The organism is Spirosoma sp., from assembly GCF_048594605.1.
GTDB lineage: Bacteria > Bacteroidota > Bacteroidia > Cytophagales > Spirosomataceae > Spirosoma.
On the sequence record NZ_JBMDWV010000040.1, the window covers coordinates 1 to 21,995 of the forward strand.

Below are 21,995 nucleotides of genomic sequence, written 5' to 3' on the forward strand. Positions count from 1 at the left end.
TTAACCTCAGTGCCTAAAAGAGCTGCAATCTTCTGGTCAATACTTTTTATTTCGACCTGAGCGGCCTTTTCTACAGCATTAACATCTTTCGTATCGATAGCAAAAACGGATGCGCTACGTCCATCACCGATAAATAACACACCATCTGGACCAAACGCCAGCGCATTGATCGATTTAATGCCTGGATTTCCTGTTTCAAATCCATACTGATTACGAATCGAACGCGTAGTAGTGGCGAGTAATAATAGCCCGGCCAAGCCAGCAGTCAATACGGCATATAATTTCTTCATGTTGGTAGAGGTTGGTTTAAGAATGCGCTGATTATCAGATTAAATCTACGTACAGTAAAAGGTATTTCAAAATGTTATTTACAGGTTACTGGCTGGATTTCTCTAACTCATCCAGTGTCCAGGGCGTAGTACGCTGAGCTGTTTCCTGGCGGAGTCTGGCGACTTCCTCGGTTTTGATGATGGGCTGAAACCGCCGGAAGCCACCAGCCGGTGGACGAGCGGCCTGAGCTGTCGATGCGCCCGTTGCCGTTTGACTGGCTGGCCGGGCGGCAGCGGGTGGAAAACCCGACGTAGCAAATTCGTAACGGATATAACTCGCTACCGAGGCAATCCATTCGTCAGTATTATCAGCCATCGACGGCATAATCGTGGGATAGGTCTTGCCGTCAATCGGACCCGATAAGCCTTGTAGCAAAATCTTGAGTATCATTCCGTTATCTGCCAAATGTTTCGAGCCGGCAATGGGTGGCGCAACCTGACTAGCCAGCCCTTTTCCATCGGTTCCGTGGCAGGATGAACAAAGTGACTTAAATATTTCGGCTCCTTTCAGAATAGAACCTCGTTCGGCAGCTGAAAAACGGCCCAATCTGCTGCCAAATAGTTTGAAGTCATTGTTTTTCTGAATACTCGCTTCAACGGATGTAAGCATGGCGTTGGATGCGTTTTGAGCGAGTAATTCCTGAATAACCGTTTTGGCTTTTGGAGACGTACTGGTATGTAATGATTCCAGTAGCTGCACCCGCACATCAATGCTCGGATCGTTTTGCAAGGAAGCCACCTGATTAATCATTGCTTCATCATTCTTCTTCAGATACGGTTCGCTAATCCAGATAGCCGTTCGGCGCACCTGTGCATCTTCGTCTTCCTGGGCCTGAGCCAGCGTTGCCCGATCGATAGCTTCTAATCCTTCCAGCGTCCAGAGCGCGTGAATTCGGGCTAAAGCGCTGGGTTTCTTTGGTAAACTGGCCTGTTGGCCAACCGCAATTTGTTTCAGAATCGGAACAACCGATTTGTCGCCTAAAACGACTAATTGCTTCTGCGCATTATCACGCCACCAACCGTTCGAATGATCCAGATACGTAACGAGCTTGCTGGCTGGTTCATCGAGCATTTTTGGATTGGGGCCAGGTTTTACGCCATCCTGAACGAGCCGCCAGATACGTCCGTGCTGAATGTGTTTGTCCAGCCCCAGCCGCTCAATCTGTGGGCGAATCCAGCTCCCTTTAGGTGTCCATTGCGATTCCTGAATAATACCCCGGTTCATGTCAATGATATACAGGTTGCCGTCGGGACCCGTATACGTATTGACGGGGCGGAAATTAAAGTCGGATGAGGCAATAAATTCCTGCTCTTTATACACGTTTTCGAGCTGCGTTTTTCCCTGATTATTCACAACATGGGCACGCCTTACGATACGGGCTACAGGCTCACAAATCAGGTAATCGCCTGCCAGATCGGCCGGTAATTTGTCGCCCCGATAGATGGATTGACCACAACCTGCTGTAAAATGGTTCAACGTACTGTCGGGACGTAATCGCTTCGGACCTCCCTGTGCATCGGGGTTAGCAATGATCGACCAGACCGGGCTAAACGTAGCTTCATCATACGCATCAGCAAATTCAAGCGCACCGTATTTGGGATTAATCTGGAAGCCTGAACCTGCGTTTTCGCCACCACCACGGCTAAAAAACAAGCGGCCATAGTTGTCGTGTGTTAAGCCCCACTGACCGTTGGAGCCACTTGGCAGCGAATCCATGCGGATTGTACCGTTGGTGTATCGGAAACGTACTGGATCGACTGTTACGTAAATCCAGTTGTCCAGATTCCAGTCTAAGCCGCTACGTTGGTGTTCCAGATTACCAGGCGCTTTCCGATCGACGTGATAAATGCGCTTTTTGTCATCGGCCACACCATCGCCGTTAGTGTCTTTATAACTCCAAAGGTCATACGTATCGGTTTCATTGACAATAAGCTCATGATTGACGCATAGAATCATACGGGGGAGCATCAGCTTATCTATAAAAACCGAACTCTTATCCATTTTACCATCACCATTGGTGTCTTCCAGCAGCATAATCCGGCTGATTGGCTCATGTTCTCCTGTAGCATCGGCATCCTGCATGTACGTGTCCATTTCCGTTACGTACATGCGGGCATTACCATCCCAGGCAATAGCTACAGGCTCGCGCACCATAGGTTCGCTGGCTACCAGTTTCATATGATACCCCTTTGGCACTCGAAACAAACGTAAACTTTGTTCCGGAGTTAGGTGGGCTGGATTGGCAATCGGGTTAACAACGGGTTTTGTTCCATAATCAGCGTCAGATGAGGCCATTTTTTGCTCAGTCTGTGTGGTCTGCTGATGGGTTGTTTTAGAGGACGTACACGTAACGACCAGTGCCGATATCGTAAACAGGCTTCCGAGCCAGACATGGTTTTTCATAAGAGAGCACAGAAAAAGGAATAGGTTCAGTAATACCTATAAAGTCATGGCAAGGCTACTGATACTGAATCCTGATCCATGAAAATTGATACGTATTAGAAATGTGTTTTTAGGCAGGGAAGCGCGTATCATTGGAGCAGGTAGCCTTGTGAGCCGATTACAACTTTACGCTACGTAATGAGGAGTTTATTGCTTGTGTAATCTTTTATACATTCAATCACTGTACCATTATGTTTGTCAAAATAGCGGCATTTATTTTACTCGCAGGTATTACCTGTGCAGACTTACAAGCACAGGCACTAAATACGTTATCAGCGCAGGAAAAAAAAGAAGGCTGGAAATTGCTTTTCAATGGTCAGAATCTTAACGGCTGGCACCGATATAATGGTAAAGGCGCACCCTCGTCCTGGAGAATCGAGCAGGGCGTACTGCATCTGGACGTGCCAAAGACAGCTACCGATAAGCCGCGTGACAGTGGGGATTTAATAACTGACGCAGTTTTTTCCGGCGATTTTGAGTTTAAAGCCGAATTCAAAATCGAAAAGAATACCAACAGTGGGTTCTTCTTCTTTGCGCAGGAAGCACCACAGTATCCCAAAATTTACAGTACGGCTATGGAAGTGCAGGTAGGCGACGATGCACTTTACCAAAAAGCCGTGGAACATCCACACAGTTCCGGCGACATATTCGGTATAGCGGATGTGCGCATGCAGGAACCACAGCCTCTGGGAAGCTGGAATAAGGTAAACGTCATGCTGAAAAAGAATAAACTAACCGTCACGATGAATGGCTACGTGGTTCAGGAGCATGATCTGACCAGCGCCGATTGGAAGCAGCGCATCGCAAACAGCAAACTGAAAGATACGCCTTTTGGTAAAGGTAAATACAGCGGGCATATTGGCTTGCAAGACTGGAATACCAGCGTCTGGTTTCGGAATATTAAAATACGAACGCTTTAGAATAATCTCCGGAAGATTTAAAGGTTGATTAGTCGTAAATTAACCGCTTCGGTACTATTCAATACGTAAAGCCCTTAACTACTTAAAATCATGAAAGATCATCAAACGCGTCGTCGGTTTCTGGGAGCCACAACTGCTTTAATTGCAGGTGCAGTAGTAGGCAGCAGCAAAGTATTTGGAATGCCTGCTCTGATACGTAGTCTGGGCGAAAAGCCTAATTCGTTGGTCAAGGGCGTGCAGATTGGGGTTATTACGTATTCATATCGGGATATGCCCGATCAAAGCGCCGAAGCGACTCTGCAATACATATTGGACAGTGGTATCAGTGCCATTGAGTTGATGGGTGGGCCCGCTGAAACCTTTGCTGGTGCTCCTAAAAACTCGGTTGACATGCGGACTATGTTTCCGCTAATGAGAAAGCGACGCGAAAATCAGACGTTGACCGACGATGAGCAGAAACAACTAGCCGAAATGGAAGCACAGACAAAATCGTACCGTGCAGAAGTGGCTAAGTGGCGTCAGTCGGCGTCGATGAGTAAGTTTGAACAGGTACGCAAGATGTACAATCAGGCTGGTGTGACCATCTACGGATTTAAGCCCGACGCGTTTGGGATGCAGAACTCGGATGCCGAGATCGACTACGGTATGCGGGCGGCTAAAACGCTGGGAGCAAATCAGGTTACGCTGGAACATCCGGCAAACGACGCGCATACACTCAAATTAGGTAAAATGGCTGAAAAACATGGGATACGAGTAGGCTACCATGGCCATGAGCAGCAAACGCCAACCTTTTGGGATACAGCACTGGTGCAATCGCCGGGAAATGCCATGAATTTCGACCTGGGACACTACGTAGCGGCTGGTCAGCCTGATCCGCTGGGCCTAATTCGCCAGAAACACAGTCGGATTTCCAGTATGCACATTAAAGATCGACAGACTCCCGCGCATGGAAAAGGTAATTTGCCCTGGGGCCAGGGCGATACACCCCTGACGGACGTATTGACACTCATGCGCGAACAGAAATACACCTTCCCGGCTACCGTCGAGCTGGAATATCAGGTTCCATCGGGTTCTACCTCGGTAGCCGAAGTGAAGAAGTGCGTAAACTTTTGCCGGAACATTCTGAGCTAATTTGCGATCGCTTGAAATAGAAATTCCTGAATATGCAGAAAGGGACTTTGCCTGCTTTTGAGCAAAGTCCCTTTCTGCATATTCAGGTATTATTTATTCTTTCGCCTTAGCCACCTCTTTTACCTTATCCATGAACTTAATTGTAGACAAGCTCATCAGCGGCTGAATTGATTTCGCATCGGCATTTTTAAAGACGAAATACACGTCATGCAGGCCTTCTGTCGGTTTCAGGGACAGAAATACAGGCGGACGAGCAAACGGATTTCTTTGAGCTGGTGCTGCACCTGGTTTGCTAGTTGAAGCCGCTGCCGTACCACCTATCGTTCCAGTAGTGGATTTAGGCCCCGATTCCATCTGAGCCATCAGCTTCGCCATATCGACTTCGGGAGCCAATTCAACCATTGACTCACCAATGACCGGACCGGTGGGCGAATCGATATGAACTTCAATTAAGCCACCTGCTGCGCCTTCACGTCGTTGGGCGGCTGCCGTCAGTTCCAGTTGTTTGATGCCGGTCAAGTCCAGTTTCTGGAAACCAATGTACGCATTGGCATAGGGAATAACGTTTTCGCCCTTGCCCATGCCTTTAGCTTTGACATCGGCACCATGTATAACCTGTGCTGACGATGCTTCGAGTTGAGGACTACGTAGCACCAGCATCTGTTCGTAGGTTTGTGCCGGAACTTTCGCGGAACCCACAGATGCGCCCCGGTCGGTGTAGGCTGCCCGGACTAGAACAGAGCCCCTGCCGTTATCCCCCTCGGGTAATTTGAGCGTATATTTTCCCTGCAGCGGAAGACTACTAAGCGTTTTATCGTTGATGTGCAGAATGTACTGAACCAATGAGCTGGCATCAGCTACCGACATCGCCGGATGGCCTGGCATCGCTACGTCGCCCCAAACGCCAACACCACCCTGCCGAATTTTAGCGACCAATCGGTCGTGAGCGCCACCGTCGCCGTTGTATTTCGTGGCAATCGCCGTAAAAGCCGGACCTACTGATTTGGTGCTGATCTGATGGCAGACTTTACAATCGCTCTGGTTGATAATTGATTGAGCCACAGCGTATTGTGTTGAAGCATCAACGCTACGTTGCCCCTGAATAACCTCAGCATAATCGAAACCTTCCGACGTGTAATCAATGCTCATCGCCACCCGCGCCGGGCTTATTTTTTTATCGGTGAGGCTGCCATCTTCCTGATCGTCGACCTGAACGGTGTACTGAATCGGCTGGTCGGGAAAAAAGAAGGTTTGGTTACTGGCCAGATTGACCGAAATCTTGGGCGGAGCGTTACCCGCAATAATTTTTACAGACTGGCTGTTCGATGCTCCTTTCGGATCAGATACGGTTAGGGTAGCGGTATACACACCTGCTTTGTCGAACGTAACGGATGGATTGGCCGTCGTAAAGGTGCGTGGTGTTACGCCCGGCGATGTAACTTTCCATTGATACGTTAGCTTGTCGCCGTCGTTATCCTTGCTACCATCCGATTGTAACGTGAGTTGCAGCGGCACCGTACCGCCCTGTTTGCTGGCGGATGCCTGTACGATTGGCTTGCGGTTGCCACCATTATATTCAATACGGACGAGTTTGGCGTTATCGCTCTTTCTGAACCAGTTGCTACCGTATTCAAGAACGTAGAGATCACCCTCGGGGCCAAACTTCATATCGATCGGTTCAACAGGATGATAGCCAGGCAATACCCGTTCCATTGATTTATAATTTCCATCGGCGTCCATGGTAATGGCCATGATCCAGCCACGCGAGAAATCCGTCGCCAGCCATTTGCCTTCATAATAAGCAGGCCAGGGGCGTTTGGCGCCGTTGAAATCGGACTGGTGATAGATTGGACCACCCGTTGCCGAACGTGAACCCGTGCCAACCAGCGGAAACTCTTCCGAAACCGCGTACGGATAGTAAATGAACGAAGGTGCCGTTGGTGGTAATTCTTTTAAACCGGTGTTGTTAGGCGAGGTGTTAACAATATGCTTTGGGTCTTTAGTCTCAAGCGGCTTCTTGTTTTCGTAGTCATAAACCGGAAAGGCGTAATTATTGCCGACAAACCACGGCCAGCCGAAATTACCGGGTTTCCGTCCCTGATTCAATTCATCATACCCACGCGGGCCGATCTCCGAATCTTTTGTGGCATCAGGACCTACTTCGCCCCAATACAGATAACCAGTTTTGCTATCAATTGAAATCCGCCAGGGGTTACGATGCCCCATCGAATAAATTTCAGGACGGGTTCGGCGGGCGTCCCCGTTTTCGGTCCCTTTCGGAAACAAGTTGCCTTCAGGGATGGTGTATGTACCGTTGGCTTCAGGATGAATCCGTAGAATTTTACCGCGCAAATCGTTTGTGTTTCCAGCATGGCCCTGATCGTCCCAACTGCTACGTCCCGGCCGTTCATCGGTTTGTGCCGCCTGCTGATTGCCGGTGTTATTCCCCACCGTAAGGTACAGATTACCGGCTCTGTCCCAAGTCATTCCACCGCCGGTATGGCAGCAGACTTCGCGTTGGGTGGGCACTTCCAGCATGACCTTTTCATTCTGAAGTTTACTGTCCCGTAGTTCCCAGCGAGTTAGAATGTGCTTCTTTTCCGTTGGGTGGGCGTAGTACAAATACATCCAGTGGTTCTGATCAAACTTCGGATCGAGCGATAACCCCATCAACCCTTCTTCGGCTTCAGAGACTTTGCCTTCAGCGGATGTGTATTTTGTATTAACCGGGATCGTTGTAATCAGGTCGACGGTTTTCGTAATGGGATCATATTTTTTGAGTGCTCCCTTACGCTCAATAATGTATGCCGTTCCGTCTTTCAATACGTCAAACACCATCGGCTCATCCAGGTCTTCGGCAATCACAACAGGCGTGAACCGGGTTTCATCCGGCTTTCCCGGCTGATCCTGAACGACGAAGGAAGCCAAACTCAGTACGATTGTCGTATTCAGGCAAAACGAAAATGACTGCGATAAAAATTTAGACCGCATAGTTGGTAGAAAAGAGATAGGCACGTAGCGCCAATTGGCGCTACGTATCAGGCCAGAATTTTAGTGAGATTCTTATAACTTGTGGTAATACTTTCAAGGCCTTCGGGAGCCATATCCTGCTCGACAAAGAAGTATTTTAGGCCAGCTGTTTTTGCCGCAGCGAAAGCGCGTTTAAAATCTACTACGCCATTGCCGACTTCGGTAATCGTTTTATTATCGCCTTTAATGTCTTTGATGTGCCAAAGCGGAAAGCGACCCGGTTGCTCATTAAATAACGCGACGGGATCTTTCCCGGCTTTGGTGGCCCAGGCCAGATCCAACTCCATTTTAACCAGTTCTTTGTCTGTCTGCGACAGAATCAGTTCATACGGTGTCTTGCCTCCATCAACAGGATCAAATTCCGTCGAATGGTTATGGTACGCAAAACCGATCCCGGCTTTTTTAGCGGCTTCGCCTGTTTTCTGAAATACTTCGATTGACTTCCTGATTTCATCCATCGTAGCAACGGGTGTACTGGCACAAACCAGATAGGTAAGCCCGCCCTCGGCCGCTTCGTCGACCAACTGCTGGTAATTATCGCGTAAACTCAGCATGGGTGGCATTTTGGAGAAGTCCATCGCGGGCCTCTGCGTTCCCGATGGGGCCGATCCGGCACCTGCTTCGGCAGCGGGACGGGGCGTTGGACGGGGTTGGAACGGTGCGCCCATGGCGTGATGTGCCCGCCAGGTCATACCCAGATCGGTCACCAGCTTTTTAAATTCGGTCGCTTTGTAGCCGTAATAGCCGCCCCGTGTGCTGAAAGCCGACTCCACTTCTTTGTAGCCTACAGCCGCTACTTTCTCCAGCATACCCTTGGGGTCTTCGTTCATCTGCCGGAAAAGCGTGAAAAGTTGAATGCCAATGGGAGGAACGGCAACTGCCGGGAGTAAGCTGGTGGCACGGGTAAGTTGAGGGAGCGCCAGGCTCCCGAGCGCGAGCGTGCCTGCATCCTGCAGGAAACGCCTTCTCGAATTCATCATAGATTGGGTTATGAAAAGTACCTGAAGGAAGATTCTGTGGACTCAGCTACTGGCTAGAAAAAACAGGGTTTGCTGAGTCCACAGAAGCAGGAGATTACGTTATTTCTTAGCGTCTGCGGTTGCGCTGGCTTGCTTCGTAAACTCGCCATTGGCCTTAATTTCCACTTCTTCGCTAACGACAGCTACTGGAATGGTACCAACCTTGAAATCCGAGCGTTTCAGCGTACTGGTCATTTTAAAGCCTACCTTTTCCTGTTTTCCGCGAGGACTTTCGTTCGTTATTGGCCCGTTCATGACCACGTCTAACGTAACAGGTTTCGTAACACCATGCATCGTCAGATCGCCCGTTACTTTGTATTTTTTGTCCGCTTCTTTTTTAAATGATGTACTTTTGAACGTTAACGTAGGGTAATTAGCGGCATCAAAAAATTTATCGCTTTTCAGGTCACTATCCCGCTTTTCATTGCCGGTGTCGATGCTGTTTACATCACCCGTAAATTCGAATACAGCGTCGGAAAGATCAGGTTTAGATGAGGTGATTTTGGCGTCAAATGCTTTGAAATGCCCATCCACTTCCGATAAAAGCATGTGTGTAACGGTGAAGCCAACTTTAGAGTGCGCTTTATCGAGTGCCCAGGTGCTTTGGCCGTACGTAATAGAACCCGCAAGTAAAGCGGCAACGGCGAATACGATTGATTTCATGGATTTTTGCAGAATTGTTGGTTGGAAATAGTCCTTGTTTGTTACGAATTTATATTATTTTAAGAGACTGGCCACTAAGCGCTTATTAATTTGAACAATAGAATTTGTGGCCACACCTTCCCCGATATTATCTTGGGCGTCCGCCACCACCAGAAGGGGCTGCTGGTTGCTGACCTCCGCCACCACCGTCTTCACCGCTTTTTACGTCATCGTTATTAACAGAGCGAGATTTCCGGCGATTTTCTTCGAACGTCATTTTGCCGATACGGTACGTGAACGTCAATTTTACGTTGGCGTTGTACAGATTCGTAACACTTACCTGCGAAAGCAGTGGCGAATTGAGCGTTGTGCGCATGGTTACACCATTGGTTACGAAGTTTTCGGCGGCAAGACCAATACTACCCCGTTTGCTGGCAAGATCTTTCCTAACCCCCAGCGAATACATGTAGAAGCTACCCATCGTACCCTGTAACTGCGGAGTTGGCCCCCGGAAGAAACTAAATACCTGCGCACTCCAGCCTTTATCCAGTTGCAACTGACTCATTAATCGACCACCAAGGCTGAAGCCCGTTCGCTCAATCGTTATCGACTGACCTTCCGCGTTCGGTGTTAGGCCCTGCATGTACTGGTAGTAGCCGTCCAGGCCACCATTGATGCTCCACTTGGGCGTCAGATTCGTGTTGAAGAATACGTTCGCTCCGTACGTGCGCTGGATACCAATGTTCTGGAACGTAGTAATAATACCACCTACTAACGTATCGGATGGAATACGAATCTGGGTTATCGCATTGTCGGTCAGCCGGGCAAATAAGGCCGTGTTCAGATACGTTTTCTTGATCGTAGAACTCAGACTCACTTCGAAATTGTCGGTCAGTTCGGGACGTAGCGTTGGATTTCCGACCATAATCATCTGCGGATTGGCCGCGTTCGGGTTCGGGTTCAACTGTTGCAGACCGGGGCGCTGGATACGGCGGTTGTAAGCGGCTTTCAGTGTAGTGCCTGCTTTCAGGCTTTTTGATACGTTAATGCTCGGTACCAGATTGCTATAGTTCGGAATGTTCAGCTCCATATTAGGGCGCGACTCTGTTGATTGCCGGGCCGATATGTCGGTGTATTCGTAGCGAGTACCAACCTTAAATGTGTACTTGCTCGGCGTTATGTAGGTATATGAAATGTAGCCCGCGCCGATGTTCTGATCGTAAGCCAGCGTTCCTGACGGATTGGTCGGATCGAAGTTCAAGTCGCCTGTGCTGCCTCCCACCAGATACTGATAGCGGCTGTCCACTTTACGCATGATTGCTTTTCCACCAAATTCCAGCAACTGGTTCTTTTTAATAGGCGTCTGATAATCCGTCTGAATGGTGAATTCCTGGTTGGTGTTGTTGTTGATGTTCTGCTGACGAGCCGTTAGAATATCGGACTGGTTAAGAATATCGGCGAAAAAATTGTTTGTCAGTCCGGTGCGGCTGTATTGGGTCGAAATGCTCCACTCCTGTTGCGGCTTGAACGTGCTGACATAATCCAGGTTCATATCCACCGAGTTCGACAAATCTTTTCGGTTTACATCGCGATTGGTCAGGCTTAGCAACGAGTCGCCAATAAACGAATTAGTAAGCTGCGTCTGCTGCTGAATAAAGTTGCGGGTACCAAACCGAACATTCGCCGAGAGCGACTGATCTTTCGCCAGATCGTAATCGAAGCCGAGCGTATACTGACCAAATACAGGTTTGTCGAAGGCCGTCCCCTGCTGGCTGGTACGTCGCTCTTGCGAGCCAACCAACGTCGTCTGATCCAAGGTTGAAGAGGCCCGGTTGTACATTGCCCGGCCAAAGCCCCCCAACGTAATACCCAGTTTTCCCTGCCGGAACGAACCATTCAAACCAAGGTTGGAAGCGCGTAAACCGACGCCTGCGTCTACGTTCAGTGTCAGGCCATGCAGCGTATTCTTTTTAGTAATGATGTTGATAATCCCGGCGGCTCCTTCGGCATCGTATTTGGCCGATGGGCTCGTAATCACCTCTACCGACTTGATCATATCGGCGGGCAATTGCTTTAACGCATCTGCTACGCTGGCCGCGACAATTGTGGACGGTTTATTGTTGATCAGTACCCGAATATTCTGGCTACCCCGTAGCGATACGTTGCCATCCAGATCTACCGACAGCATCGGTACCCGTTTCAGTACGTCCGAAGCGTCTCCGCCTTTGGCCGTCATGTCTTTATCGGCGTTAAAAACGAGTCGGTCTACCTTTTCTTCGATTACGGCAGCCTGCCCCGTTACCACTACCTCGCCGAGCGTCCGTATATCGGGTGAGAACTTAATGGAGCCCATATTCAACGTAGTGCCTTTGGCAATCGTGAAGGGCTTTGAATCCTGGTTTTTGTAGCCAATAAACGAATATTGAAGCCGGTAGTCGCCAGGGGCAAGTTTACTCAGGGTAAAATTTCCTTTTGCATCCGACGTAGTACCGTCAATAGGTTTGTTGGTTGCTGTATTGATCAGGGCGATTGTTGCAAACTCAACGGGTTTGCCCGATAACGAATCGATCAGGAGACCCGTTATTTTGCCGTTGCCTTTGGGCGTATCCTCCGCAACGCCTGTAAATTCAGATTTTTTTCGGCCAAGTTCCTGGTTGCCAAATCGGCCGGGACCGCCTGGACCACCACCCGGAGGGCCAAATTGAGCGTATGTTGACTGGACCTGCGTGAAACCACTCCAGAGTCCGATGGTTAATAATAGACGTATAAAATTCTTGAACATCTTCAGCAAGATTACAGATTGTGAAACAAAGCAACAATCCTTTATTTGATCCAAAAAATGCAATAGACCGAAGGACGGAAAATGTCGGCGGAATGCCGATTTCAGCCGATGAACGCTTGGTTTAGTACGTACCGTTGCCCGAAAAGACATTCGTCGGTTAAAATGGCCAAACCATCGGGGAACTCTGTATATGTGGCGATTAGCCCGGCAAAACGTTACTTTTTGTTCTAAACTTGTAGCTTTCCCGACGACAATGGCTTCTACTCTTTTCTCCCGTCGCTACGTTACCCTGCTAATTCACGTGCTGGGCTGGATTCTGATGGGCTATCTGCTTTTCTTTTATCAGTCCATTAATTCAGAAATGCAGTTTCCGCGCTTGTTCTGGGTGCGACAGGTCATTTTTTTCGGGCTGATGGTCGGTGTATTTTATCTGAACGCTTACTGGATGGTACCCCGCCTGCTGTTGCGTGGCCAAACCAGCGGATACATATTTACGCTGATCGGAATTATTAGTGCCGTGATGGCTGTCATTTGGTTTATCGAGATTGGGCTTGACCTGTCGATACAGATGTACCATACGTTTCATCCGAAGGGAGATGGGCGTCCACGATTTTACGGATGGGTGCAGCCGACATTATTCACTATTCTGCTCGTGATGGGCATAAGCACCAGTATAGCCATGCTGCAGAAATGGCAGGATGAAGCAAATCTGCGTACTACGCTGGAGCAGGCAAAAACAACATCCGAATTGTCGTTTCTGAAAGCACAGATCAATCCGCATTTCTTTTTCAATACCCTCAACAACATTTATGCCTTAACCCTGATCGATGTAGAAACGGCGAGAGAAGCCCTGCACCGGCTTTCACGCATGATGCGCTACGTCCTCTACGAAACCCAGTCAGGTACTACGTTGCTGAGTAAGGAGCTGGCCTTCCTGAGCGATTATATTCAGCTTATGCAGCTTCGGCTGACGGATAAAGTGACCGTTACGTTAGATACGCCATCGCCCCTGCGGGATCAGGCGATTGCTCCGATGATTTTTCTGCCGTTCGTCGAAAATGCCTTTAAACATGGGGTTAGTACACTGGAGCCAAGCGGGATTCGTATTCGTATTCAGCAGAAAGAACACCAGTTGCTTATGGACGTTAGTAATACGTTGTTTCCTCAAAAAACGGCATCGCTCGAAGTTGGGAACGGAATAGGACTGACCAATACGCGTCGGCGGCTCGATTTGCTTTACCCAAACCAATACGTACTATCGATAGACGATCATAATTCGGCCGGTGAATATCGTGTTCATTTAACATTGAACGTATCATGACACTTACCTCCATCGCTGTAGATGATGAACCGCTGGCGCTTGGGCTGGTTTGTGCTTTTATTGAAAAAACGCCGTTTCTGCAATTGGCTGGTCGGTTCAGTAGCGCTGTTGAAGCGTTACAACATCTGTTGCAACACCAGGTCGACGTTATTTTTCTGGACATTCAGATGCCGGATTTAACGGGGCTGGAACTGGCGCGTGTACTGGAACGTAGCAACCGCGGAACACATAATACCCGGATCATTTTTACAACGGCATTCGACCAGTTTGCGCTGGATGGTTTTCGGGTCGATGCGCTGGATTATTTGCTAAAACCGTTTAACTACGAAGAATTTCTGCGGGCGGCCAGTAAAGCAAGAAATTATTTTGAGCTAATTCAGCGTCCCGAATCTACAGTCGCGCCCCAACCGCTGCCAGCCGTTGCCACCGCAGATGTGACCGACGACTATTTATTCCTCAAAGTTGAGTATCAATTGGTGCGCGTGGCTCATAACGACATTCTATACATTGAAGGGTTGAAAGACTACGTTAAAGTATATCGGCAGAGTGATCCAGCGAAGCCGCTCTTATCGTTAACGAGCTTAAAAACACTGGAGGAGAAACTACCTTCCCGCCGGTTCATGCGTGTCCATCGATCGTTTATTATTGCGCTCGATCACATCAGTGCTGTTACCCGAAATTCCGTTCAGATCAGCACCACCACTATTCCTGTCAGTGATCAATACAAAGATGTATTCGGTGAGTTTATTGCCCGCTGGCTTTGATACAGAGGATTGGAACCGACCGTATTCTGGCATCAACTTTATAAAAAGTGCGGCTCAACCGTAAACTAGTGACCAGTACATAGGGTTCGTTACGTACCTTTGATAATGAATTCTACGAAACCTATGAAATACAAAAAACACGTTTTTATCTGCAATAATCAGAAACCAGCACCCAAGAAATCCTGCGGTGAAGTGCACGGGAATGAGCTGGTCGAAGCCTTCAAAGCGGCTCTTGTTCAGCGAGGTTTACAACGGGAGATGCGCGCTCAACGGACGGGTTGCCTGGATGCCTGCGCTTTTGGACCGGCTTTAGTGGTGTATCCTGAAGGGACGTACTACGGCAATGTTCAACTCTCGGATGTAGACGAAATCGTTGACAGCCATCTGGTAAACAATCAGCCTGTAGAGCGGTTGAAACTTGAGTTTTAACCGTGTAGAGTCGTAAAGTTTGGAGTACTATGGTGCTATTTATCCGTAGAACTCTACAACTTTACGACTCTAAAACTTTATGCGATATAAACACCTCTTTTTCGATCTCGACCACACTCTTTGGGATTTCGACCGGAACTCGGCGGAATGTCTGGTTGAGTTGTTCGATACGTTCCGGCTGGCTGATGTTGGGATTCCTTCTGCTGAAGCGTTTAGCCGACACTTTATTGATATTAACCGAAAGCTTTGGGCTGATTACGACAAGAATCTGATTGAGCACACCTATATTCGGCAACACCGCTTCCCACTGGTGTTTCGAGCGTTGGGCGTCGACGAAGCGGCAGTTCACGCGGATCTGAATGTCGAGTATCTGAAACTACTTCCCCGAAAGGCTCACCTGCTGGAGTCGGCCCGCGAAATTCTGGACTATCTGCACGGCCGCTACACCATGCATATTATCACCAACGGCTTTGCCGAAATTCAGGCGATAAAGATGGACAGTTCAGGAATTGCCCATTATTTCACACATGTTATCACCAGCGAAAATGCAAATGCGAAAAAACCTAATCCACTTGTATTTCAGTACGCTATGGAAATCAGTGGTACGTCGGCTGCCGATAGCATCATGATTGGTGACAACTACGAAGCGGATATTCTGGGTGCTAAGAGTGTAGGCCTAGATACTATCTTTTATAATCCTCAAGGCCAACTTGTGGACGATACACCTACTTACGATATTCGTCACTGGAAAGAATTAATGGCGATTTTATAAACGGATTAGGTAGTCAATATGAACCGACTTTCCCAGGTTTTCCTTTTGGTTCTTGTTCCCTTTTGCCTGTACGGCCAGTCTATCACGGTAGATATATGCATCTATGGCGGTACGTCGGCGGGTGTTATTGCGGCTTATTCTGCGAAGAAATCCGGCAAGTCGGTAGTACTGATCGAGCCGGGGAAGCATCTTGGCGGTATGTCGTCGGGTGGGTTAGGCGCTACGGATATTGGTAACAAACAGGCGATTACAGGCCTTTCCCGCGACTTCTACCGACGTATCGGTCGGCATTATGGGCAGCCGGAACAATGGACGTTCGAGCCACACGTTGCCGAAGCTGTTTTTAACCAGTACGTTAAAGAAGCGAACGTAACGGTTTGGTTCAATTATCGGCTAGCATCCGTACAAGCCCAAAATAATCGAATTCAGGCCATTACGTTGGAACCTTCTTCAGGTACCAACCTGAAAAATCGAGTGATTCGGGCAAAGCAGTTTATCGATTGTTCGTACGAAGGCGATCTGATGGCCAAAGCAGGCGTTACGTATACCATCGGGCGGGAAGCATCCAGCCAGTACAACGAGCCGCTGAACGGTGTACAGTTTCGCGATAAGCATCAGTTTCCCGATGGCGTTGACCCGTACGTAGTGCCCGGAAAACCGGAAAGTGGTTTGGTGTGGGGTGTCAGTACGGCCAAACTGGCGCCGAACGGTTCGGCTGATAAGGCCGTGCAGGCGTATAACTATCGGCTCTGCTTTACCAACGATCCTGCCAACCGGATTCCCATTACGCGCCCGGAAGGGTACGACTCTACAAAGTATGAGTTACTGCTACGTCAGATCGCCAAAAAAATGCCGACGGAGCTAACCTGGAATCTGATGCATTTTGTGATGATGCCGAATCGGAAAACCGATATCAACAACTGCGGAGGGCTATCGACCGATATGATCGGCGCGAATTACGAGTATCCTAATGCAGATTATGCCCGCCGGGCCGAAATCATCCGCGAGCATGAGCTGTACACAAAAGGCTTTTTCTACTTCATCGGCCACGATGCGCGCATGCCCAAACACCTGCGCGACGAAATGCTGCAATGGGGCTACCCGAAAGACGAATACGTCGATAATAATCACTTTTCGCCCCAGCTATATATTCGGGAAGGGCGCCGTCTGGTCGGCGAATACGTAATGACACAGGCAAATTGCGAAGGAAAAGTTACGGTTCCGGATGCCGTAGGAATGGCTGCTTACACTATGGATTCGCACAATTGCCAGCGGCTCGTTGTTGATGGGGTCGTCCGTAACGAGGGCGACGTGCAGGTAGGCGGTTTTCCTCCCTATCCAGTTAGTTATCGGGCGCTGATTCCCAAGCGGGGCAGTATTCAGAATTTATTGATTCCGGTCTGTTTATCGGCCAGTCACATTGCCTATGGCTCCATCCGGATGGAGCCCGTTTTTATGGTTTTGGGCCAATCGGCAGCACAGGCCGCCTGCCTGGCTATCGACGACAAAAAAGCTGTTCAGGACATCGACGTATCGAAATTGCAACGCCTGATCAGGTGAGTGCTACGTGATGCACGTAAACCAACCTAACCTATGCAAATTACAAATTCAACGGCTATTGTTTCGGGAGGAGCTTCCGGATTGGGCGAAGCAACCACTCGGATGTTAGTGGCGAATGGCGCCAACGTAGTGATTCTTGATATGAACCACGAGCGCGGCACCGTACTGGCCGATGAGCTGGGCGCAAGCGTTCGATTCGTTAAAGCGAACGTAACGGATGAGGCCGATGTTCAGGCGGCTATCAATCTGGCCGTTGAAACTTTTGGTGGTCTGCACATTAACGTCAATTGTGCGGGTGTGGCTGAAGCCCGAAAAACAGTTGGGAAAGTCGATGGCGTTTACGGAGCGCATTCGCTGGCGGTTTTTCAAAAAGTGGTGTCGATAAACCTCATTGGTACGTTCAACGTAATTCGATTGGCAGCGCTGGCTATGGAACACAATGACCCCAACCGTGGCGATGGATCATTCGAAGGTGAGCGCGGGGTAATTATAAACACAGCATCCGTAGCGGCTTACGACGGGCAGATTGGGCAGGCAGCGTATTCGGCATCGAAAGGGGGAATTGTTGGAATGACCTTGCCCATCGCCCGCGACCTTGCCCGATCGGGTATTCGTGTGATGACCATTGCACCGGGCTTGTTCGAAACGCCTTTGCTCGCCGGGTTGCCCGAAGAGGCTCGCTTGTCGTTGGGGCAGCAGGTTCCTTTCCCATCACGTTTGGGTAGACCAGCAGAATACGCCATGCTGGCTAAAAGCATCATCGAAAATCCAATGCTGAATGGAGAAGTAATCCGACTCGATGGCGCGATACGTATGGCTCCGAAGTAAGGAATATATACAAAAAAGAGTCGCTCAACCGGGCGACTCTTTTTTGTATGACTGTGAGATCCTATTGCACAGAAACCAATTCTATATCAAATCGTAGCGGTGCATAAGGCGGAATTATTTGATAGCCAGTTTGCCCATAACCAATCGCTGACGGAAGAATAATTGTTGCTTTTTCACCTACTTTGAGTTTTTTCAGCCCTTCGTCAAAACCAGCTATAGACCTGCCGAGTGTAAAGTTAGCAGAGCCCGTGCCCGTGCTGTCGAAGGCAGAAGCAGACCGTAATAACTTTCCTTTGTATTTCACGACAAGGGTCTGATTAGCCGTTGGGGAAGCGCCCGTCGGGTTGCTAACCGTTTTAATGAAACGTAAGCCGGTGGTCGTAACTTCAGTGGGCGTTAACTGATTGGTTGTCATGTATTCATTAATCTGCTGATCTTCTGTCCGGGCTCGTTTTAGCGTTACATCGAACCGAATAGGCGAATTAGCCGGAATTTGGCCGTTGGCGCTGACCTGGTCGCCGAATGCCAGGATTGACGGGAGCAAAAGCGTAGCCTGGTCACCTTCCCGCATTTTTAATAAACCTTCCTGCAAGCCGGGTAATAAGGGAACAAAGCTTGATTGAGTTGAATAAGGAGATAACAGGTAATAAACGGGGGTTGTCGTATAGAGTGAATCCAGTTTCTTTTCTGTTACGCCACTACCACTTCGCGACAGCACATACATTGTGTAATTAAACTCAACTTCCTGGCCTACAGCGGCCGCAACAGCCGATGAAGCACCAGGTTTAGTTAACGCATAATATAAGCCCGTATTGGTTGAGCTACCTGAAAGTCCTTTGCTGGTTGCGTAGGTATTAATATCGGCCAGATTTGACTGGTAAACGGCATTCGGGTCGGCACCAGGGTCGATTGAGCTTGTGCAAGCGGTAACCGTACCAAGTACTAACGCGCTGAAAATGAATAGATGAAGTTTATGCATGAAAATAGAGAAACAACTAGTAATACGCATATTGATCCTTTAATGTGGCAGGTCGTTGGAATATGAACGGAATAATTTGGGATTAATGTCCTATTGTGCTGATATCAACTCTATATCAAATCGAAGTGGTGCATAGGGGGGGACTATATAAGTCCCATCGCTATTAACGTTGCCAGTAGTTTTATACCCCAAGCTGGATGGGAAAATCAGAGTCGCTTTTTCTCCTACTTTAAGCTTAGCCAATCCCTCATTAAATCCAGCCAACGGCGACTTTCCTAGAGAGGTTGAATACGTTCCTGTGGTCGTACTATCAAAAGCGGATACGGTACGTAAAAGTTTGCCTTTGTAATTAATTGTTAACGTCTGATTCGCTGTTGGGGTAGCGCCTGATGAATTACTAACCGTCTTAATGAAACGCAGACCACTTGACGTGGTTTCGGTTGGGACTAGCTTATTGATGGCAATATAATCGTTAATCTGTTGATCTTCAGTACGTACCCGATGCAGCTTCACATCATACCGAACCGGCGAATTAGCGGGAATATTGTAAGTATCAAACTTTACGTTGCCAAATGCTAATGTAGAAGGCATCAGGAACGTAGCACTGTCGCCTTCGTTCATCAGCAGAAGCCCTTCTTCCAGTCCCTTCCTCAGCGAATTTTCAAAAAACGGGTAAAAAACGGCAGCGGAATCGGCATACGTTGAATCGACGAGCCGATCCGTAACACCACTTACAGCGGTGGTATTGCTCGGTCCAAGCAGCACATACATCTTATAATTAAACTCAAGCTCTGTTCCATAAGCTGGTTTTACCGTTGTTGACGAATCGGTTTTGTTGATAACGTAGTAAAGCCCCGAAGATGTTGTATTGCCTGAAAGCCCTTTGCTGCTCGCATATGTCGATATATCGGCGCTTTCTTTGTCCAGTTGGATTTTAGCATCAGCATCAATATCGGTCTGGCAGGAGATCATCCCGCTAACAAGCAGTAAGAAGGCAATCAAATGAAGCTTGTGCATGAAAATAGAGTAAGCTGATCGTTACTGAAGTTACGATTAGAGACCTTTAACGGTGGCAAATGGTTTGAATACTAACGCTGTCGAATAAATAAGTCAGGGCTGCAATAGCTTATCAACTACGTGGATCACACCATTATTGGCCGTCAGATCAGCCTGTTTAATCGTAGCGGCTGTTGCGTTTTTGTTGCCTTTAACGGTTACTTGTCCTGACGTAACCGTCACTGAAAATCTATTGCCGCTATATAATGATGTGAGTGATCCTGTCTGAAGTTGATTAGAAAACAATACGCCCGACGTAACGTGGTATAACAGAATATTGGCCAGTGTCTGCGGATCTGCCGATTCGATAGCACTTAGGTTGTTATAGCGGCTATCGGCTTTAAAAGCATCGTCATTTGGAGCAAATATCGTTACGTTAGCTGTAGAGAGCGCATTTTTCAGCGTAGCTAATAAAGTGGTATTACTGCTGATACGTTTAATGGCTGCTGATAAAAACGTCAGATTTGGGTTGCTCTGGAGAGCTGTTAACAAATCGCCGGTGGCGGGTGTCAGTACACGGTTAATTTTATGAATGTAGCCGTTCGCTAAAGCCAGGTCGGTTTGTATCAATCTGGCGTTGTTGATGTACGTAGTGCCATCGCTGCTTTTGTTGACAAAGGCAATGCCTTTACTAACGGTCTCCACTGGATTACAGCCCGAAGGAATCGGGGCCGATGCCACCGAGCCATATAAAACATGATAAAGAACCAACGACCGCACCTGTTCTCTTGACATGGAAGTAAGGGCCCCTGCGCCAGCAAGGCCCGATGCCTGAAAAGCCGAGTCAGTTGGAGCAAATAGGGTCAGATTGCCGCCTTTTAAGGCATCGCTTACGTCTGCATAGGCAACGGCTGCCCGAAATAAGCTTAACTGGCTATCTTCCAGAATTCGATCCGGAATAGTTGGGGGGGCTGCCACCTTATTATCGTTCTTTGTACACCCCAATACTACCAGCAGCGGTAAAACAAGTATAAAAATCCAGCCCGGAAGCCGCGAAAGAAAAGCCATCATACAACGTAATAAATTGAGGTATACCCTCAAAACGTAACGTAAGGTTAATTTATGATTCCAGTGGGCAAAGATACAAGATGTAAAACGCAATGATGTTCCGCTGGCGAACTGCTCTGACTATATCTAACCTTTAGTACGGAATCCAACTCAGTTGTACCTACTTACCGACTAAATTTGCGTATCTTCGCGGTCTTGTTAATTCTTGTTAAAACTCCCCTACTGGGATGAAGGAACACATTGACCCGAGCAATCTGCCTCAGCATATAGCCGTTATCATGGATGGAAACGGACGCTGGGCCAAGCGGCAGGGAGCGGCTCGGGTATTTGGTCACCGAAATGCGATTAAGGCTGTGAGAGAGGTGACGGAAGGATGCGCCGAGTTAGGTGTGAAGTATCTGACACTGTATGCGTTTTCGACGGAAAATTGGAATCGCCCGAAGTTTGAAGTAGATGCATTGATGACATTGCTGGTGCATACCATCCGGGGTGAAATCAAAACGTTAATGGATAATAACGTACGGCTGACAACGATTGGTCATACCCAAAGTTTACCCAGCGATTGCCAGCGCGAACTAGCGGAAGCTATGCGCGAGACACAGAGCAACACGGGGCTGACACTTGTTTTGGCCCTCAGTTACAGTGGTCGATGGGATATTCTGGAGGCAACCCGCCAACTGTCTATGAAAGTACGGGACGGGGAACTTACCCCCGATCAGATCGATGAGTCGGTATTTAGCCAGCACCTGGCTACAGGTGGTATGCCTGAGCCTGAGCTCATGATACGGACCAGTGGCGAGATGCGTATCAGCAATTTTATGCTATGGCAGTTGGCGTATGCTGAGTTTTATATGCCCGAAGTGCTCTGGCCCGATTTCCGCAAGAATCATTTACACGAAGCCATTCTGAACTATCAGCAACGCGAACGCCGGTTTGGAAAAACCAGTGAACAATTAGTCAAATGAAAAGAGGATTCAGCCCA

Annotated in this window: 17 protein-coding genes and 1 pseudogene; 9 read left to right on the forward strand and 9 right to left on the reverse strand. The window is 48.5% G+C overall.

What is annotated here, in order from left to right; genetic code table 11:
- A pseudogene (locus ACOJS8_RS02135) lies at positions 1-290 on the reverse strand (hypothetical protein); the annotation flags it as partial.
- 85 nt (positions 291-375) lie between these two features.
- Positions 376-2,733, reverse strand: coding sequence for a DUF7133 domain-containing protein (locus ACOJS8_RS02140; RefSeq protein WP_420146880.1), 2,358 nt, complete (start codon positions 2,731-2,733; stop codon positions 376-378).
- Between the two features lie 230 nt (positions 2,734-2,963).
- On the opposite strand from ACOJS8_RS02140, the gene ACOJS8_RS02145 reads away from it, so the two are divergent.
- The gene (locus ACOJS8_RS02145) at positions 2,964-3,692 is read left to right on the forward strand and encodes a 3-keto-disaccharide hydrolase (protein ID WP_420146881.1); all 729 of its coding nucleotides are present in this window, start codon (positions 2,964-2,966) and stop codon (positions 3,690-3,692) included.
- A 90-nt stretch (positions 3,693-3,782) separates the two neighbouring features.
- On the forward strand, positions 3,783-4,823 hold the full coding sequence (locus tag ACOJS8_RS02150; RefSeq protein ID WP_420146882.1) for a sugar phosphate isomerase/epimerase family protein: 1,041 nt from the start codon (positions 3,783-3,785) through the stop codon (positions 4,821-4,823).
- Between the two features lie 93 nt (positions 4,824-4,916).
- On the opposite strand, the gene ACOJS8_RS02155 is transcribed toward ACOJS8_RS02150, so the two are convergent.
- From ACOJS8_RS02155 to ACOJS8_RS02170, 4 genes are all read right to left on the reverse strand, one after another.
- Entirely contained in the window at positions 4,917-7,814 is a 2,898-nt protein-coding gene (locus ACOJS8_RS02155) for a PQQ-dependent sugar dehydrogenase (RefSeq protein ID WP_420146883.1), read from the reverse strand.
- Positions 7,815-7,861: 47 nt separating this feature from the next.
- Positions 7,862-8,830, reverse strand: coding sequence for a sugar phosphate isomerase/epimerase family protein (locus tag ACOJS8_RS02160; RefSeq protein WP_420146914.1), 969 nt, complete (start codon positions 8,828-8,830; stop codon positions 7,862-7,864).
- A gap of 102 nt (positions 8,831-8,932) precedes the next feature.
- A complete protein-coding gene (locus ACOJS8_RS02165; RefSeq protein ID WP_420146884.1) occupies positions 8,933-9,535 on the reverse strand; it encodes a YceI family protein in 603 nt (200 codons plus the stop codon).
- A gap of 127 nt (positions 9,536-9,662) precedes the next feature.
- Positions 9,663-12,296 (reverse strand): TonB-dependent receptor domain-containing protein, encoded by a 2,634-nt coding sequence (locus ACOJS8_RS02170; protein ID WP_420146885.1) that lies wholly within the window; start codon positions 12,294-12,296, stop codon positions 9,663-9,665.
- 253 nt (positions 12,297-12,549) lie between these two features.
- On the opposite strand from ACOJS8_RS02170, the gene ACOJS8_RS02175 reads away from it, so the two are divergent.
- The 6 genes from ACOJS8_RS02175 to ACOJS8_RS02200 all read left to right on the forward strand — a co-directional run bounded on the left by ACOJS8_RS02175 (position 12,550) and on the right by ACOJS8_RS02200 (position 17,970).
- On the forward strand, positions 12,550-13,617 hold the full coding sequence (locus tag ACOJS8_RS02175; protein WP_420146886.1) for a sensor histidine kinase: 1,068 nt from the start codon (positions 12,550-12,552) through the stop codon (positions 13,615-13,617).
- Positions 13,614-14,381, forward strand: a complete 768-nt coding sequence (locus ACOJS8_RS02180; protein ID WP_420146887.1) for a LytR/AlgR family response regulator transcription factor — start codon at positions 13,614-13,616, stop codon at positions 14,379-14,381. Before ACOJS8_RS02175 ends, ACOJS8_RS02180 begins: the two co-directional genes overlap by 4 nt.
- Before the next feature lie 123 nt (positions 14,382-14,504).
- Positions 14,505-14,810: a (2Fe-2S) ferredoxin domain-containing protein gene (locus tag ACOJS8_RS02185; RefSeq protein ID WP_420146888.1), complete on the forward strand. Its 306-nt coding sequence runs from the start codon at positions 14,505-14,507 to the stop codon at positions 14,808-14,810.
- A 79-nt stretch (positions 14,811-14,889) separates the two neighbouring features.
- The gene (locus tag ACOJS8_RS02190) at positions 14,890-15,582 is read left to right on the forward strand and encodes a YjjG family noncanonical pyrimidine nucleotidase (RefSeq protein WP_420146889.1); all 693 of its coding nucleotides are present in this window, start codon (positions 14,890-14,892) and stop codon (positions 15,580-15,582) included.
- Positions 15,583-15,600: 18 nt separating this feature from the next.
- On the forward strand, positions 15,601-17,142 hold the full coding sequence (locus tag ACOJS8_RS02195; protein WP_420146890.1) for an FAD-dependent oxidoreductase: 1,542 nt from the start codon (positions 15,601-15,603) through the stop codon (positions 17,140-17,142).
- Between the two features lie 33 nt (positions 17,143-17,175).
- Positions 17,176-17,970: a 3-hydroxyacyl-CoA dehydrogenase gene (locus ACOJS8_RS02200; RefSeq protein WP_420146891.1), complete on the forward strand. Its 795-nt coding sequence runs from the start codon at positions 17,176-17,178 to the stop codon at positions 17,968-17,970.
- Between the two features lie 61 nt (positions 17,971-18,031).
- Here ACOJS8_RS02200 and ACOJS8_RS02205 read toward each other — a convergent pair whose 3' ends face one another.
- The 3 genes from ACOJS8_RS02205 to ACOJS8_RS02215 form a co-directional block, all read right to left on the reverse strand.
- Positions 18,032-18,949: an FKBP-type peptidyl-prolyl cis-trans isomerase gene (locus tag ACOJS8_RS02205; protein WP_420146892.1), complete on the reverse strand. Its 918-nt coding sequence runs from the start codon at positions 18,947-18,949 to the stop codon at positions 18,032-18,034.
- Positions 18,950-19,039: 90 nt separating this feature from the next.
- Positions 19,040-19,966 (reverse strand): FKBP-type peptidyl-prolyl cis-trans isomerase, encoded by a 927-nt coding sequence (locus tag ACOJS8_RS02210; RefSeq protein WP_420146893.1) that lies wholly within the window; start codon positions 19,964-19,966, stop codon positions 19,040-19,042.
- A gap of 93 nt (positions 19,967-20,059) precedes the next feature.
- Positions 20,060-21,016 (reverse strand): fasciclin domain-containing protein, encoded by a 957-nt coding sequence (locus ACOJS8_RS02215; protein WP_420146894.1) that lies wholly within the window; start codon positions 21,014-21,016, stop codon positions 20,060-20,062.
- A gap of 224 nt (positions 21,017-21,240) precedes the next feature.
- Here ACOJS8_RS02215 and ACOJS8_RS02220 point away from each other — a divergent pair, with 224 nt between their 5' ends.
- Entirely contained in the window at positions 21,241-21,978 is a 738-nt protein-coding gene (locus ACOJS8_RS02220; protein ID WP_420146895.1) for an isoprenyl transferase, read from the forward strand.
- The last annotated feature ends 17 nt before the right edge of the window (positions 21,979-21,995 follow it).

What these genes read in the sequence shown, in the direction of transcription:
- ACOJS8_RS02205 (WP_420146892.1), bottom strand. Translation starts at nt 18,949, where the DNA reads ATGCATAAACTTCATCTATTCATTTTCAGCGCGTTAGTACTTGGTACG.
- ACOJS8_RS02150 (WP_420146882.1), top strand. Translation starts at nt 3,783, where the DNA reads ATGAAAGATCATCAAACGCGTCGTCGGTTTCTGGGAGCCACAACTGCT.
- ACOJS8_RS02170 (WP_420146885.1), bottom strand. Translation starts at nt 12,296, where the DNA reads ATGTTCAAGAATTTTATACGTCTATTATTAACCATCGGACTCTGGAGT.
- ACOJS8_RS02165 (WP_420146884.1), bottom strand. Translation starts at nt 9,535, where the DNA reads ATGAAATCAATCGTATTCGCCGTTGCCGCTTTACTTGCGGGTTCTATT.
- ACOJS8_RS02220 (WP_420146895.1), top strand. Translation starts at nt 21,241, where the DNA reads ATGAAGGAACACATTGACCCGAGCAATCTGCCTCAGCATATAGCCGTT.
- ACOJS8_RS02145 (WP_420146881.1), top strand. Translation starts at nt 2,964, where the DNA reads ATGTTTGTCAAAATAGCGGCATTTATTTTACTCGCAGGTATTACCTGT.
- ACOJS8_RS02190 (WP_420146889.1), top strand. Translation starts at nt 14,890, where the DNA reads ATGCGATATAAACACCTCTTTTTCGATCTCGACCACACTCTTTGGGAT.
- ACOJS8_RS02160 (WP_420146914.1), bottom strand. Translation starts at nt 8,830, where the DNA reads ATGAATTCGAGAAGGCGTTTCCTGCAGGATGCAGGCACGCTCGCGCTC.
- ACOJS8_RS02175 (WP_420146886.1), top strand. Translation starts at nt 12,550, where the DNA reads ATGGCTTCTACTCTTTTCTCCCGTCGCTACGTTACCCTGCTAATTCAC.
- ACOJS8_RS02195 (WP_420146890.1), top strand. Translation starts at nt 15,601, where the DNA reads ATGAACCGACTTTCCCAGGTTTTCCTTTTGGTTCTTGTTCCCTTTTGC.
- ACOJS8_RS02180 (WP_420146887.1), top strand. Translation starts at nt 13,614, where the DNA reads ATGACACTTACCTCCATCGCTGTAGATGATGAACCGCTGGCGCTTGGG.
- ACOJS8_RS02185 (WP_420146888.1), top strand. Translation starts at nt 14,505, where the DNA reads ATGAAATACAAAAAACACGTTTTTATCTGCAATAATCAGAAACCAGCA.
- ACOJS8_RS02155 (WP_420146883.1), bottom strand. Translation starts at nt 7,814, where the DNA reads ATGCGGTCTAAATTTTTATCGCAGTCATTTTCGTTTTGCCTGAATACG.
- ACOJS8_RS02215 (WP_420146894.1), bottom strand. Translation starts at nt 21,016, where the DNA reads ATGATGGCTTTTCTTTCGCGGCTTCCGGGCTGGATTTTTATACTTGTT.
- ACOJS8_RS02140 (WP_420146880.1), bottom strand. Translation starts at nt 2,733, where the DNA reads ATGAAAAACCATGTCTGGCTCGGAAGCCTGTTTACGATATCGGCACTG.
- ACOJS8_RS02210 (WP_420146893.1), bottom strand. Translation starts at nt 19,966, where the DNA reads ATGCACAAGCTTCATTTGATTGCCTTCTTACTGCTTGTTAGCGGGATG.
- ACOJS8_RS02200 (WP_420146891.1), top strand. Translation starts at nt 17,176, where the DNA reads ATGCAAATTACAAATTCAACGGCTATTGTTTCGGGAGGAGCTTCCGGA.